18 protein-coding genes are annotated in these 13,843 nt (G+C 60.6%); 3 read left to right on the top strand and 15 right to left on the bottom strand.

Annotated elements, in window-relative coordinates; genetic code table 11:
• Nucleotides 1-75: 75 nt before the first annotated feature.
• The 15 genes from NKI37_RS27595 to NKI37_RS27525 form a co-directional block, all read right to left on the bottom strand.
• Nucleotides 76-969, bottom strand: coding sequence for an SIR2 family NAD-dependent protein deacylase (locus tag NKI37_RS27595; protein WP_352790029.1), 894 nt, complete (start codon nucleotides 967-969; stop codon nucleotides 76-78).
• A 32-nt stretch (nucleotides 970-1,001) separates the two neighbouring features.
• Nucleotides 1,002-1,214, bottom strand: a complete 213-nt coding sequence (gene nifT, locus NKI37_RS27590; protein WP_023672220.1) for a putative nitrogen fixation protein NifT — start codon at nucleotides 1,212-1,214, stop codon at nucleotides 1,002-1,004.
• Nucleotides 1,211-1,531, bottom strand: a complete 321-nt coding sequence (locus NKI37_RS27585; RefSeq protein WP_023672219.1) for a nitrogen fixation protein NifZ — start codon at nucleotides 1,529-1,531, stop codon at nucleotides 1,211-1,213. The genes nifT and NKI37_RS27585 overlap by 4 nt, the downstream gene beginning before the upstream one ends.
• Before the next feature lie 98 nt (nucleotides 1,532-1,629).
• Entirely contained in the window at nucleotides 1,630-1,824 is a 195-nt protein-coding gene (locus NKI37_RS27580) for a 4Fe-4S dicluster domain-containing protein (protein ID WP_023672218.1), read from the bottom strand.
• Between the two features lie 31 nt (nucleotides 1,825-1,855).
• Complete coding sequence (nifB, locus tag NKI37_RS27575; RefSeq protein WP_352790032.1) at nucleotides 1,856-3,334, bottom strand: nitrogenase cofactor biosynthesis protein NifB; 1,479 nt, start codon at nucleotides 3,332-3,334, stop codon at nucleotides 1,856-1,858.
• A gap of 375 nt (nucleotides 3,335-3,709) precedes the next feature.
• Nucleotides 3,710-4,024 (bottom strand): hypothetical protein, encoded by a 315-nt coding sequence (locus NKI37_RS27570; protein WP_352790034.1) that lies wholly within the window; start codon nucleotides 4,022-4,024, stop codon nucleotides 3,710-3,712.
• Nucleotides 4,025-4,075: 51 nt separating this feature from the next.
• Entirely contained in the window at nucleotides 4,076-4,375 is a 300-nt protein-coding gene (locus tag NKI37_RS27565; protein WP_023806340.1) for a ferredoxin family protein, read from the bottom strand.
• Between the two features lie 11 nt (nucleotides 4,376-4,386).
• Nucleotides 4,387-5,694, bottom strand: coding sequence for an FAD-binding protein (locus NKI37_RS27560; RefSeq protein ID WP_023712672.1), 1,308 nt, complete (start codon nucleotides 5,692-5,694; stop codon nucleotides 4,387-4,389).
• Between the two features lie 10 nt (nucleotides 5,695-5,704).
• Nucleotides 5,705-6,814 carry an electron transfer flavoprotein subunit alpha/FixB family protein gene (locus NKI37_RS27555; protein ID WP_023685019.1) on the bottom strand — a complete coding sequence of 370 codons (1,110 nt, stop codon included), beginning with the start codon at nucleotides 6,812-6,814 and terminating at the stop codon, nucleotides 5,705-5,707.
• Nucleotides 6,815-6,831: 17 nt separating this feature from the next.
• Nucleotides 6,832-7,683 carry an electron transfer flavoprotein subunit beta/FixA family protein gene (locus NKI37_RS27550; protein WP_023672212.1) on the bottom strand — a complete coding sequence of 284 codons (852 nt, stop codon included), beginning with the start codon at nucleotides 7,681-7,683 and terminating at the stop codon, nucleotides 6,832-6,834.
• Between the two features lie 183 nt (nucleotides 7,684-7,866).
• A complete protein-coding gene (gene nifW, locus NKI37_RS27545) occupies nucleotides 7,867-8,247 on the bottom strand; it encodes a nitrogenase stabilizing/protective protein NifW (protein ID WP_023687348.1) in 381 nt (126 codons plus the stop codon).
• Nucleotides 8,244-9,452, bottom strand: a complete 1,209-nt coding sequence (gene nifV, locus NKI37_RS27540) for a homocitrate synthase (RefSeq protein ID WP_023712671.1) — start codon at nucleotides 9,450-9,452, stop codon at nucleotides 8,244-8,246. The genes nifW and nifV overlap by 4 nt, the downstream gene beginning before the upstream one ends.
• Before the next feature lie 25 nt (nucleotides 9,453-9,477).
• Nucleotides 9,478-10,644, bottom strand: a complete 1,167-nt coding sequence (gene nifS / locus NKI37_RS27535; RefSeq protein WP_023685015.1) for a cysteine desulfurase NifS — start codon at nucleotides 10,642-10,644, stop codon at nucleotides 9,478-9,480.
• Between the two features lie 36 nt (nucleotides 10,645-10,680).
• A complete protein-coding gene (locus NKI37_RS27530) occupies nucleotides 10,681-11,031 on the bottom strand; it encodes a hypothetical protein (RefSeq protein WP_155921674.1) in 351 nt (116 codons plus the stop codon).
• A gap of 55 nt (nucleotides 11,032-11,086) precedes the next feature.
• On the bottom strand, nucleotides 11,087-11,407 hold the full coding sequence (locus NKI37_RS27525; RefSeq protein ID WP_023672207.1) for a HesB/IscA family protein: 321 nt from the start codon (nucleotides 11,405-11,407) through the stop codon (nucleotides 11,087-11,089).
• 500 nt (nucleotides 11,408-11,907) lie between these two features.
• On the opposite strand from NKI37_RS27525, the gene hemP reads away from it, so the two are divergent.
• The 3 genes from hemP (at nucleotide 11,908) to NKI37_RS31995 (ending at nucleotide 13,648) form a co-directional block, all read left to right on the top strand.
• Entirely contained in the window at nucleotides 11,908-12,048 is a 141-nt protein-coding gene (gene hemP / locus NKI37_RS27520) for a hemin uptake protein HemP (RefSeq protein WP_352790037.1), read from the top strand.
• A 30-nt stretch (nucleotides 12,049-12,078) separates the two neighbouring features.
• Entirely contained in the window at nucleotides 12,079-13,170 is a 1,092-nt protein-coding gene (locus NKI37_RS27515) for a hemin-degrading factor (protein WP_023672205.1), read from the top strand.
• 61 nt (nucleotides 13,171-13,231) lie between these two features.
• Nucleotides 13,232-13,648 (top strand): hypothetical protein, encoded by a 417-nt coding sequence (locus NKI37_RS31995; RefSeq protein WP_502896375.1) that lies wholly within the window; start codon nucleotides 13,232-13,234, stop codon nucleotides 13,646-13,648.
• Nucleotides 13,649-13,843 lie beyond the last annotated feature (195 nt).

The following is a 13,843-nucleotide window of genomic DNA, read 5'->3' as shown; positions in this document are numbered from 1 at the left end:
CCGACTGCATTTTGCGCCTTCGAGGAAAGCCGAAGCAGACATCATCAAAGGCATCCGCCATTGTTAATCCCGTCCTCAACCTGCAGCCGTGCCCGTTCCCACAAGCCGAGCCGCCGCTTGACTTAGTGGCATGTCGATCACCGTGATTCCGCTTGCCGCAAGAAAACGCGCTTCGTTTCTGGTCAGGGTTTCCGCGTCCATTACGGTGCAATAGGGACCGCGGGAGCGCTTCATGATCTGTCTGGCGTAGGTGCGCAGCATCTGATCGTTGAAGCGGCAGCCAACGAAGAAAAATCCACGGGTGATGCGCCGTTCCTTCACAGCGTCTGGGATCGGTGTCTGGATATCAATTTCGGACAGGACTTCGACGTAGTCGGAATCTGCGACGAGAAAGTTTTGCGCGGGCGTAATACTCCCGTGAGGTGAATAGAGAACCGTCTTGGCCCCCAATCGGGGGTCGAGCTCCCTCCCGCACAAATCGTAGGTTTTCGTCCAAATGTTGCCGATTTCATTCGCGCGCGTGACGCCTTGTATCTCAAGGACGTCCGTTCGACCGGTCTCTACCAGAGCCGTGCGCATCGCGCTGTCATACCAGCTGTCGATGATGAGGGAGAGTGGCAGCCTTGCGAGCCAGGCGTGGAAGGGGGTCGGCCCCACCGGCGCTGCGAATATGTCGGTCATCCAAGCTTGAAGCGTTCGGCGATGCCGGCGCTGTTCGATGAACTGTGCAACCGACCACATATTGGTGCGGATCCTGGAAGGGGCTGGAGCCCGTGCATTGAGTGCCGCGGCAACAACCTCCGGGGTATGCGGCACAGGCGGTTCCACACAGTTCAACTCAAGAAGACCCGGACCGAGATAGGGGATCACCTCATCGGCGGCGAGCGCTTCCTTCGCCAGGTCAAGCAGCTTTTCAGCAAAACTGTCCCGCACAATGACGAGGTGGCCCGATGTCAGGATCGTGTTCATCTCGTTTCCTCGCGACGCACCTAGGGGCAGCATCAGCCCTCTTCGGAAATCTTCCTTGCCTCGACGGTGATCGGCAGACGCGTATCATGTGGGAGATCGGGTAGGAGGAGCCGCCACCCGTTCCTGAGCGTGACCGTTCCGCCCCACAACTCTTCCTTCTCGAGTTTGATGATCGGCTCTTCGAGGTCCTTTTTGGGGACATACGCCGACAAACCAGCATCGGTCCTGCGGATCATGACTTTCATCTGGCCGTCCCTTCATTGGTATTGCTTTCAGCACTGCAGGGCGCCTCGGCCTCGTCGAGGCTCATCAGTTCACGCGCTCGCATACCGACTACGGTGCCACGGTCGATCCACTCGACCGCATAGATGAAGAACTGCTGGAGAAAGGTGCCAATGTCGCGCACATATCCCTCGTCCCCCTTCCGCACGAGATTTTCGCCGATCTCCCTGCCAGGATAGGTGCCGTCATTCTTTATGTGGCGAGTGGCACGTACCCGCTCTCCCGGCATGAATCGTGGAGGCCTGCGGATTTCGATCTCCTCTTCGCGTCCGAGCGACATGTCCGTTCCCTGATTTCTCTTGCGGCTGAGATTGCGAACAAGGCGTTCCAGGCGTCCTGCGTAGGCAGCCCCCAACCATGTCGGCAGTCCAATGTCCGTTACGCAGGAACGCAGGTCTTCGGCACCGGACATACCGAGGCACATTGCTGCGCATCGAAGACCCCCTCGCATTCGGTGCACTTCTGTGACTCGATCACGTAGCTCTCGCCTTTGAACTTGATCGCGCCGGAAGGACATTCGAATTCGCAGGCGCCGCATTGGGTGCATTGGGATGCGATGATCTTGAAAGCCATTTTAACTCCTGGTCCGAATGAATGAGACAGCTCAGGCCGTCGCCGCGAGTGTGGGGGTCCCAGATGCGGCGATGTAAGTCACGCTGATTGCTGTCTCGATATAGTCATGGGCACAGGCGTCGGTGGCCCTGATTCCAGCCTCCGCGAGCTGATCCTGCGGGCAATTTCCAATCTTGGCGCACAGCACGATATCTATGCCTTGAAGCGCTGCGATGACGCCATCGAGGGCGGCTTCTGCGCCCCAGCCGCCAAGGCAATACTTGTCCACCTTCCGATGCCCGACGAAGCTGATCCCTTTCAGCGAGGCTTGATAAACCTGGAATTCCTTCGCATGGCCGAAATGCTCATTGACGCGGCCGCCGCCCTTGGTGGCCACCGCGAAGAGAAGGGACTTGCCGGGGCTCGCTGCCTTGACCAATCCGATCGCTTCTCTCCTAGCCTCGACGTGATCACGGCGCTCCTCCGCGACCAGCTCCCGATAGGCCTTGCGTTTGCTGGCATCGTAGGTGACCTCGCCGGGAATCCGGTCGACTGTGAATTCCTGGCCACGATCTTCTCCGAGCAGGCCCACGGCATCTGCCCGGCACTGCCGGCAGTGGCGCATCAACTGGGCGCCGTTTTCGACACGATCCTGAAGAGCCTTCATCTCCATTGCGTTTGGGCCGCGCTGCCCGCTCAGACCGTAGTGCGTGCCGTGGGCCGGGTCCGAAATCAGCGGCATAAGGTTGTGCAGGAACGCGCCTCGCTCCTTAATCCATCTATTCACCTCGATCAGATGCTCATCATTCACGCCCGGGATCACCACCGAGTTGATTTTGGTGAGGATGCCCCGCGCGGTCAGCATCTCCAGGCCCAACATCTGCCGCTGGTGCAGGATCCGGGTGGCTTCAATGCCGACGTAGCGGCGATGATCGTGAAAGATCCAAGGATAGATCTTTGCACCGACCTCAGGGTCGACCATGTTGATCGTGATCGTCACGTGATCGACATTCATGTCAGCAAGCTCATCGACATGGTCGGGCAGCGCCAGCCCATTCGTGGATATGCAAAACTTGATGTCTGGAATTTCCCTGGCGACCCTGGCGAAGGTCGCCTTCGTCTTCTTCCAGTCGTAGCAGGCGTCGCCCGGTCCGGCGATGCCGAGCACGGAAAGCTGCGGCACCTCATTGGCGACCGCGATCACCTTGCGTAGCGCCTGATCGGGCGTCAGCTTTTCAGAGGCTACCCCAGGCCGGCTTTCGTTGGCGCAGTCATATTTGCGATTGCAGTAGTTGCACTGGATGTTGCAGCCCGGCGCGACCGCGACGTGCATACGCGCGAAATAGTGATGCGCCTCTTCTGAAAAGCAGGGGTGATCCTTGATCTTCTCCCAGACAGCCGGATCCGTGTCGTCGGGCTTTGTCGACGAGCCGCAGGACGAAGACGCGCAGCCACCGGGTTTCATGGTGCCAAGCAACTGGTCACCGAATGTCGTGCTGAGGCTCTCAAGCGAAATTGCCGGTGCAGACATGAACGGCTCCGTTGCTGCGTGATGTCGCAGTTCAAAGCGCAAGAGCTATGCCAGCTCAAAGAGCTGTTTCGGTTCACGAATAGGCTTCTCGTGTCAGATTCCTTCGGATTGCTCCGACACACCTTTGTCGGGCTTACGACAGTGGACAAGCAAATAGGGTCGCGAGGCTAGCAGCCTCGGGCGCGCAGAGTGTGAGCGAGACCACTCCGGGCTGCTTACGCTTGACGTCATCGCGACGTCTGGAATTTCTTAACCTTGATACCATGCCGGCGCAGGGCGTAGCCGATTATCCAGGGCGTGAGGCCGGGGATACGAGCCGCCCTGGCAAAACCCAACCGGCCTTGTCAATCGCGTCGATCAGCCAATAGCGTTCCGTCAGATGCGGGCGGCAAGCGGCATGGTTCGGACGCCGGCCGTAAGGGGAGATACCTTGCTGCTGAGGCGCCGATGCGACTGGCCGGCAGCCGCAATCCGCTCGATCTGGTACAGCCTGTGGTATGAGGCGGCGAGTGCCTGATTGAGGTGCGTGGGTGTTGCCGGCAGTGGCGGCAATCTCCGGCTCTCCTTCAGCGTCCAGACGACGACTTCTCCATCACCCGTCTGCAGAAACGTGGGCAGGACGCTCACGACAATTGGCCAGCGTATGGCGAGCGTAATCTCCAGCTCGCTTGGCGCGGTCAGCACCTTCACATATCGTAGAGTCCCTGAGCGCGGTATCTGCTTAGGGCATGCGTGCGCCGGTCATCCGAATTTAAAGAGGATTCCGAAACCGCCGCGTGGATAGTTCCACTCGATCTCACCAGTCGTCCCGCACAAAATCCGGCAGGTGCCGCACTCCATGCAGCCGTCGGCAGTGATCTCCACTTGACCCTTGTCGTTCAACTCATAACATTTCGCCGGGCAGACGTGGGTCAGAGCGAGCAAATTCGCGCTCGGCTTCTGGTGCGGTCGCACTTTGATGTGCGGGCGGCCGGAATCCACCAAGTAGCGGTTCTGGTAAAGCTTGTCCTCGACACGTGACTTCGTCGCTGCGCTGGTCATTTCGTCTCCCCTCAGCGCCACGCCAATGCAAGGCGGACCGCGTCGCTGACCAGCCCCCAGCGCGAGCGCGCCTTGATGAAGGCCGCCGTGGTCGCCTTTTCCTTCTCGATCTTCGGCGTGCCGTCGACACGCATGAAGTTCTGCGCAGCTTGCGACATCAACCGCGGATAAGTCGTGAAATAATTGCATGAATTGGTGTGGAGCAAGGCCGGCATGTCTTTGTATTTCCTCAGGTCCTTGACCACGAAGGACTTGTCCAGCATGGCTTTGTAAAGGGCGAGATTCCGTTTGTTCATCGGACCGTTGCGGCTCTTGACCTCGACGATTGCCTCAGCCGCAATGCGGCCGGAGGTCATGGCGAGGTTCGAACCCTCGCGGTGAATGGCGTTGTTCAGTTGCGCGGCATCGCCGACCACGACCCAACCATCGCCAAAGAGCTGCGGAATAGCCTTGTAGCCGCCTTCGGGAATGAGGTGTGCGGAATATTCTTTCACTTCCGAGCCGGCGATCAGCGGCCGGATCGAAGGATGGCTCTTCAAGGCATCAAGGAGAACGTAGGGGCTCTCGACCATCGCGGCAAAATCGGAGACGAGGCAGCCAATGCCCAGTGAGATGGACTCCTTGTTGGTATAGAGGAAGCCGAGCCCGGCCATGCTGCGGGAGGTCGTGCCCACCGCCTCGATCACGCAGCCCTCATCGCCCTTTACGCCGAACCGCTGCTCAATGACCTCTTCGGGCAAGAAATGCATTTCCTTGACGGCGAGGGCCACGGTTTGCGGCTTTGGCATCTCGCGCAGGCCGGCTCGAGTGCCAAGCAGTCCGCAGACACCTTCTGCGAGAACGACCACGTCCGCGTAGATGGCTCCGCCCGCCCGGTCTGTGCGGACGCCGATCACCCTGTCATTGGCATCACGGATGAGTTCCGTCACGGTCGTCTCGCACAGAACGGTCGCGCCGGCCGCGCGCACCTTACGCGAAAACCATTTATCGAACTGGGCACGGATGATCGTGTACCGGTTGGGCTTCGCCTCATTGAAGTCGTCCGACCTATAGTGAATCCCTGTATGGGATGTGTCGTCCATCACCCAAAGCCGCTGTTCAACCAAATGCCGCTCGAGAGGCGCATCATCCCGGAAATCCGGGATGATCTTCTCCAGCATGTTCGCGTACATGATGGCACCCTGGACATTCTTGGAGCCCGGATATTCACCCCGCTCCAACTGCAGCACCTTCAGGCCATGGCTGGCCATGGTGTAAGCAGCTGCGTTTCCGGACATGCCTGCCCCAACAACAATGGCGTCGAAGTTTTCCTCGATCATGTCCATCCCCTTAGCTCGAAAGCTTATCGCGACTGTGGGGCGACAGCCGCCGGGTGAAGGCTTCCGTCAGTGCGGGCAGGAAGCGGATCGCGTCGGTGACGATTCCGAGGTGAGCGAAATCGAAAATCGGCGCGTTCGGGTCGGTGTTGATGGCCACGATGAGATCCGCCCCCTCCACGCCAACCCGATGCTGGACGGCGCCGGAAATCCCGGCCGCTATGTAAAGCTTCGGCCGGATCGTCTTGCCAGTTTGGCCGATCTGCCGATCAGCTGGCATCCAGCTCTTCTGGACCAACGGACGCGAACAGCCGTGCTCGGCGCCGATTGCTCGTGCGAGGTTCTTCACAAGCTGCAGGTTCTCCGCCGCGCCAAGACCAAGGCCTCCCGCAACCACGACGTCGGCATAGGCAAGGTTTGCCTTCGCCGACTGATTGTCCGGCAGGAAGCCGAGGACTTTGGTAGCGATCTCGTCCTCGGCAAGCGAAAGCTTGTGCCGGATGACACGCCCGACCGGTTTATCCGTCCGCTGCGGCATGGGCATGACCCTCGGCCGCACGGTCGCCATCTGCGGGCGGAAATTGAGCGTATAGATCGTGCACAACAAGGAACCGCCGAAAGTCGGACGCGTGGCGGCGAGCGAACTGTCGGTATCCACATCGAGTTCGGTGCAGTCGGCCGTGAGCCCCGTCTGCAAGGTCGTCGCCACGGAGCCGGCAAGATCCCTGCCCAGTGTGGTGGCACCGAGAAGAAGGATTTCGGGTTTGTGGGTATCGACCAGATCCGTCAGCGCCTTGGTGAAAGGTTCATTCCGATAGTCGGCGAGCAGGGGCGCCTCGGCGATGTACACAAGGTCAGCGCCATACGCGAATGCTTCGGCAACGGCGTTCCCGACGGCCTCTCCCGGCGGTCCAAGCACGACGCCTGCAAGCTGGACCTGAAGCTTGTCTGCTAAGTTGCGGCCTTCGCCGAGCAGTTCGAATGATACCGGATGGACCTCGCCACGTTCGAGCTCGATGAAAACCCAAACGTGCCGATAGTCCTTGAAATGGGCGGGCAATTCCTTCTTTATGCCGGCGCGGCCGGCGGCAGGGCGAGGGGTTTCTCCGTTCGCGGTCGACATCGTTTTGCTCCTTGCCGTCACGCGCCGCCGTTAAAGGCGAGCTCATGTTCCAGCGCCGGCTGGCGGGTGAAGATTGCGGTGATGAGTTCGTCAGCGACATCGCGCAAGGCCTTCTCGGCGGTGTCGATTTGTGCCGCCTTTTCAGCTCGAGCAGGAGGGGCGAAAACACGTTTGACGACCGTCGGTGAACCGCGCAGGCCGCATTTGGTGAGATCCTCAATGCCGGCGTCGGCCGCGCTCCATTTCAAGACCTGGCTGCGCGCGGCGCACAAGGCGTCCTGGATCGAGCCCCGGCGGATCTCGTTTGTGCCTTCCAGCATGGTGATGAGGCAAGGGAGCCTGCTCTTCAGCATCTGTGTGCCGCCTTCGGAACGGCGCTCGACCTTGATCTCGCGTGCAGCAAGGTCGACAGAAGGGATCTTCGCGACATAGGTCAGTTGCAGGAGTCCGAGGCGCTTGGCGATGCCGGGCCCGACCTGGGCGGTGTCGCCATCGATCGTCTGCTTGCCGGTGAAGACGAGGTCTGGCGTGCCGAACGTCTCGCCAATCTTCGCGATTGCCTGGGAAAGGGCGAACGAGGTTGCCAGCGTGTCGGAGCCGGCAAAATAGCGGTCGGTCAAGAGCACCGCTCGGTCGGCGCCGTAACCGAGCGCCTTGCGCAGCGCGTCCTCTGCCATGGGCGGACCCATGGTGAGCACAGTGACTTCGCCGCCATGTGCGTCGCGCAGTCTGAGCGCTTCTTCGAGGGCGAACAGGTCGTAAGGGTTGATGATGGTCGGAACACCCTGGCGCATGATCGTGTTCGTGACCGGATGGACCCTTATCTGTGCCGAGTCCGGCACCTGCTTGATGCAGATTACGATGTGCATTGGCGGTTTCTCTAGGCTCCTGTCCGGGTCCGGCATTGCGGTTTCTCCTTTGTCCGCATTATTCGTGCCAAGTCTCTTGCGCTCCCCTTTCCTACAACTTCGGCTGGTTGCTTCTGACGGCGCTGTGGTGATGACCGCATTTGGCGGCTGCTCGACATTGTCGCGTCGCACCCTTGTCGCCGATCATTCCCGTCCGAACCGCTTCAGTACCGAGTCGAACGGAACAAAGGTGTGACCCGGCGCGGCAGGTTTGTTCGGATCGTGGTCCTTGAGCACCTTGAAAATCCGATGTGTGAGCGGCGAGGAAATCGCAAAGTCCTCGTAAGCTCGTTCGAGCGTCGCGCGCACCCTCGCGGCAATCACCTGGTCGGGCAGACCGGAGAAATCTTCTTCGGCGAGGTATTGGCCCACACGCTTCATGATATGGAGCCGCGAGACATTCAGTACCTTCGGGTCATAGGCGACGCCTAGGACTGAGAAGAATTCCTCTGCAGCCGACAAGCGCTTCAGTCGTGCGAGGATGTCGGTGACATCCATGGGGCGGCTGTCAGCGGAACAATTCATTGCATTCTTCCTGGTCGCAAAACTGTGGCCTCTGTGCGCTCGCGCACGGCTGACTTGGACCCGCACAGCTCGATGAGGGATGGCTCGCTGCACATTCCATCGTAGAGCTCGACCAGTCGAGTTGCAGTGACGGTCGATTTGGTCTCGGCCGCCTCGCGTCGGACGCGGGCCACCATCGCGGCTGCCAGATCCGGGTCGAGATCGCGACCGCTTTCGCTCAGCACATGGGCAATCGCAGTGGCGCCGGAATGCTTGCCGATGACGATCCGCCGGCAGCGGCCCACGAGAGTCGGATCGAGCCCCTGATAAGTACGCGAGTCCTTCAGCAGCCCTGCGACGTGAATGCCGGATTCGTGGGTGAAAACATCGGCGCCGACGACCGGCTTAGTGGCTGCGGTCTGCCGGCGGGCGGCCCAAGCCACCTGGGCGGCGAGGCCGGGCAATGCGGTCAGCTCAATGCCGGTGTCTGCGCCGTCGAAGACTGCCATTGCGGCGGCCACCTCCTCCAGCGCGGCATTGCCCGCACGCTCGCCGAGCCCCAGGACGGTGACGGAGGCATGGCGCGCGCCTGCGCGGATCGCCGCCAGCGTGTTGGCGCCAGCAAGTCCGAGATCGTTGTGCGCATGAAATTCAAGGTCGATTGGAGACTGCACCACGAGCTGGGCGACAAGTTCGAAGGTCGAAAACGGGTCGAGAACACCGACTGTGTCGGCCAGCCTCACGCGGCTTGCGCCGGCGCGTGCGGCCGTCTCGATGACGCGGGCGAGATGATCCCGATTGGCCCGCGAGGCATCCTCGCAGCCCACCGCGACGAAGAAGCCGGCATCGGCGGCGCGCCTGACCATATGATCGATGACCTGGAGCGCTCCCGCCTTGTCGAGGCCGAGCTTGGCGGCAAGTTGGATGTCCGACGCAGGCAGCGACAAATTGACCGCTTGGACGCCGCTCTCGATCGCTGCATCGAGATCCAACGACGTCATCCGGCACCAGGCCATGAGCCGAACCGGAAGACGCCGCGCTACCACGGCGCGAATTGTTTCCATCTCGTCGACGCCCATGACCGGCGTGCCGATCTCGATCTCTGTCACGCCAGCCGCCGCAAGAGACTCAGCGATCTCCAGCTTTTCCGTCGTGGTGAAGGCGACGCCCGGCGCCTGCTCGCCATCGCGCAAGGTCGTATCGTTGAGGGAGACATGACCGGTCATGACAGGCAGCCTGTTCTTCTGCGGCTCACGCATAGACCGGACTACCCGGCCCAGAACCGGAAAAGCTGCGCAGCTTCCCCACGATTCCCGGCATGACCTCGAGCACCCGGTCGATGTCCTCTTCGCTGTTGTCCCGCGCCAAGGAGAAGCGGACTGCCGCGTGTGGCGTTTTCATCGCGCTTAGGACATGGCTTGGTTCCAGAGAGCCGGAGGTGCAGGCCGAGCCAGAGGAACACGCGATGCCAATGCGGCTGAGGAGAAGTGGAATTCCATCACTTTCGACATGTTCGAAGGAGATGTTTGCGGTGTTGGGCAACCGTTGCAAGGGATCACCAGTGACACAGGTGCTTGGGATGCGCTGGAGGATCCCGCCCTCCAGGCGATCGCGGAGCGACTTTACCCGTGTGGTCTCGTCGTCCATGAATTTCAAGGCGAGTTCGGCCGCCGTGCCGAGCCCGGCTATGCCGGGCGTATTCTCGGTTCCAGCACGCCGGTTGTGCTCTTGGTGACCCCCCTTGATCAGCGAATGGAAATCGACGCCACGTTTTACGAAAAGCGCACCGATCCCTTTCGGCCCGTGCAGCTTGTGGCCGGAGAGCGACAGCATGTCGATTGCGGTCGACTTCAGGTCCATCGGAAGCTTGCCGACCGCCTGCACAGCATCGGTATGGAATAGGGCGCCCACTTCCTTGGCCAACTCGGAAAGCCTTGCCACGGGGAAGATCACACCAGTCTCGTTGTTCGCCCACATTATTGACACGATTGCAACCTGTGGGGTGAGGGCGGCCATATAGGCGTCGAGATCGAGCCGACCACGGCAATCCACCGGGATCCTGTGCACCTTGAGGCGGCGGGTCTTCTCAAGATGCGCGCAGAGCGTCAGCACGGCGGGATGCTCGACCGCGGACGTCACGATCTCGGTTCGGTTGGGCGCCGCCTCGAGCGCTGAAAGAAGCGCTGCATTGTCGCTTTCTGTCCCACCCGAGGTGAAAGTGATCTCATCCTCGAACTCCGCGCCGATCAGAGCTTGCAACTGCCTCCGCGCCTTTCTCACCGCCGCACTGACTGAGGCGCCAAGTGCGTGTGCCGACGAAGGGTTGCCGAATTGATCCCTAAAGAACGGCAACATCGCTTGCACGACCTCAGGATCGACCCGTGTGGTTGCGTTGTTGTCGAGGTAGACAGGCTTCATAGGTGCGATCCTCAGTTAAACAGAATGACGCGAGCGCTAGACCGACTCGTTGAGCCTCTGGCGCATGCCGTTGATGATCATTTGAACTGGCAGCGCGCGCAGGCGCCCGGAGTGTTTGACGTAAACCGGATCTCCGTCGATATGGACATGTTCGCAGTGGCCGTAGGTCAGCCCGCAGGTAAGGACGCCCGAACGCGATAACGCTACCGATGAGCCGAATTTGGCGCAGCGGCGCGATTTGTCCGCAAGCAGCTCGGGTGCCACCAGGAACCGAGCTGCTTCGGGAGGCGACGTTCTTTGAATCCTACTGGGAGCGAATGGCGGTCCCGAGATCGGCTTTGACCTTGTCTTGTTTTTTAGGACGGGGACATCTGTTGTGCCGGCCATATAAGTCTCCTCTGCCGCAAAATCACTCTGTCGGCCGCACAGACGCTTCGGGCGTTTAACTGAAGGACTTGCCGCAGCCGCACTTTTCGCGCGCATTGGGGTTATCGAAGACAAAACCGGAAGATTGGAGCCCGGTGAGGAAGTCGACGGTCATGCCGGCTACATGGGGTTGGGAGCCCGCGTCCACGAACAGCTTGACCCCATCTGTGTCAGTGATCGCGTCGCCCTCGCGCGACACGCTCTCCAGGCCCATTAAGTATTTGAAGCCTGCGCAGCCGCCGGCCTCGACCATAATGCGAAAGCCTTCCGCCGGCTCGCTGGCACGGCAAAGAGCAGTCTTGAAGGCGGCAACAGCGTTGTCGGTGAGCGTAATCATGGCTCCATTCTCCTCAGTCCGCGACCTGCTTGCCCATCACGTTGCATGCACCGTGCCAAAGCCAAAAAACGTTTCAACACAGCGCGGCATCTCTCGCACTGGTGCCTCTTGATTGCTGATAAGGTGTCGGCCAATCGACACGTGCTGTCGGGTTTGTCGGGTCCGGCACGAGGGATGTTGGCCTGAGTTCTTGGGTGAACTCACATCACCAAGGACAGAACTTCTTCTGAGCTTGCCTCGGCGCAATTGGCACGGTTTTTGAAGCTCCGTTTGGCGAGACGGCAAGAGCATGCCGATCCACAACCATGCCGTGGGTGCCATCGCGATGGATGGGGCGAAGCAAGGGAGTAACATGTCAGGACCGTGGTCAGATACGCGTTGTTGGCAAAGCAGCGCCGCTCGTGGCATCCGAATGCCCGCTTGGCCGATTGCGACAACATCCATACTGGCTCACCACCGCCCAGTAGCCGCCGACCGGCTCGATGGGATGCCATCGGCATGTGGCTGCTCGCCGGTTTTCGCATTGGTGCGACGCCGTGCGCACGCTGTCCAGCGACACCTTGTTCATGGGCCAGCAGCAGATCAGGATCGAGCATTTCGGCGCGCCTTATCGGCTGAAGATTCCCGGGCAGGGCAGATGATCCTCACACGTCGTAGAAACAGGGGTAAGCATGGACCAACGCGAGAAACCGTCGCCCGACGAAATCCGGCGGGCGTGCAAAGACAATCCGAAGATCCGGGAGCATGATCTCGCCGCTCGATTGGGCATTTCGGAAGCCGAGTTGGTCGCGGCGCATTGTGGTCACGGCGCGGTGCGCATCGAGCCGCGCGTCGATGATCTGCTGACCGGCCTCGAAGCGGTCGGCGAGGTGATGGCGGTCACCAGCAACGAAAGTGCCGTGCACCAAAAGATTGGCGTCTACGGCAAAGTGGTCACCGGCAACCAGCATGCCATACTGCTCGGCGACGAGATCGACCTGCGCATCTTCCCGAAAGCGTGGGCGTATGGCTTCGCCGTCGAGAAGCGCGAGGGGGCCGAGATCCGCCGCAGCCTGCAATTCTTTGATGCCACCGGCGAGGCGATGCACAAAGCTCATCTCACGCCCGCCTCGAACCTGCAGGCCTATCAGGATCTGACGGCAGAGCTTGTATCCCCCGACCAGGAGCCGATCATATCGCTCGAGGCGAGCGGGGCGCGCGATAACGCAGTGAGTCCAGACCACGCCACCACGGTCGACGACCTACGCGAGCACTGGGGCCGGCTAAGCGACGTGCATCAGTTCTACCATATGTTGAAGACACTGAAGCTCAGCCGCTGCCAGGCGATGCGTATGGCCGACGAGGATGACGCCTGGCTACTCGACAATGATGCCATTGGCGCCCTGTTCCAACAGGCGGCCGAAGACGAGATGCCGATCATGTGCTTTGTCGGCAATCGTGGTTGCATTCAAATCCATTCCGGCCCGATCAGGTCGGTCAAGCAGATCGGGCCGCGGATCAATGTGCTCGAAGAGACCTTCCATCTGCATCTTAGGACCCATCGCATCCGCGAGGTCTGGGCCGTGCGCAAGCCGACGAGGGATGGTCACGTTACGTCCATTGAAGCCTATGGCGCGGACGGCAAGATGATCATCCAGTTCTTCGGCACGCGCAAGGAAGGCGAACGCGAGGGCAGCGACTGGCGGTTTCTGGCCGAGAGTCTGCCACGCGTTCCCGGTCCGACCTCCAGGGGTGTGTTGACTGCCGACAGGTCCTCGGATTGAATTGGCCGCGATAGGACTCAGCACCACGTTCCGACAGCGGCTCGCGAGCAAATCTAGGTCCATGAGCGGAAAGGATGCCGTCGTAGCGCATGCGCATGGTCAGGTGATGCACGCCGGAATGGACCGCATCTATACAGTCAAGCTGGTCGCCGGCCGGACCGGTGCGTCGAGTGCATCGCCGTCTGACCGAAAAGCCTTGCAGCGCCTGCGAGCGAAAAAACGCATACGCCATCAGCGCCGAACCGAAGCGCGGCTTGACCTTGTTGATATTTCCGACCATCTCGCGCAAGCGCCGTCGGGTCTTCTCGGACCGCACCCGATCCTTGCGCTGGATCGCGTCGTTGCTCAATCCGGGCCGTGCGATCGATCTACTCGCTCGTCGACCGGCAGGCTTTGCAGCAACAGCCAAGCCGAACAGCCCGATGTCGCGGGCTCGACAAAACCGACCACGGATGTCGGTTGTCGGACGTTGTCATAAGAATGATGGACAGGTGATCATCAGCGGCGGGCCCAGCGCAGGCTGGCATTGCTTGGTGCAGCGCCATGGCTACCCCTATCCGGCACGCGACTTGCTTCGACAATTTGATCAGCAGGGCAGAGGTGATTGACCAGTCTCTCAACCCTAACGGGGAAGCGGCCGCTTTGCTTCATGACCGGAGCGCGGCGGAGATGC

Origin of the sequence: Mesorhizobium sp. M0626 (assembly GCF_040320665.1) — a bacterium.
Classification (GTDB): Bacteria; Pseudomonadota; Alphaproteobacteria; order Rhizobiales; family Rhizobiaceae; genus Mesorhizobium.
Note: the sequence above shows the minus strand (reverse complement) of the source record. Positions and strands in the feature narration are given on the sequence as shown.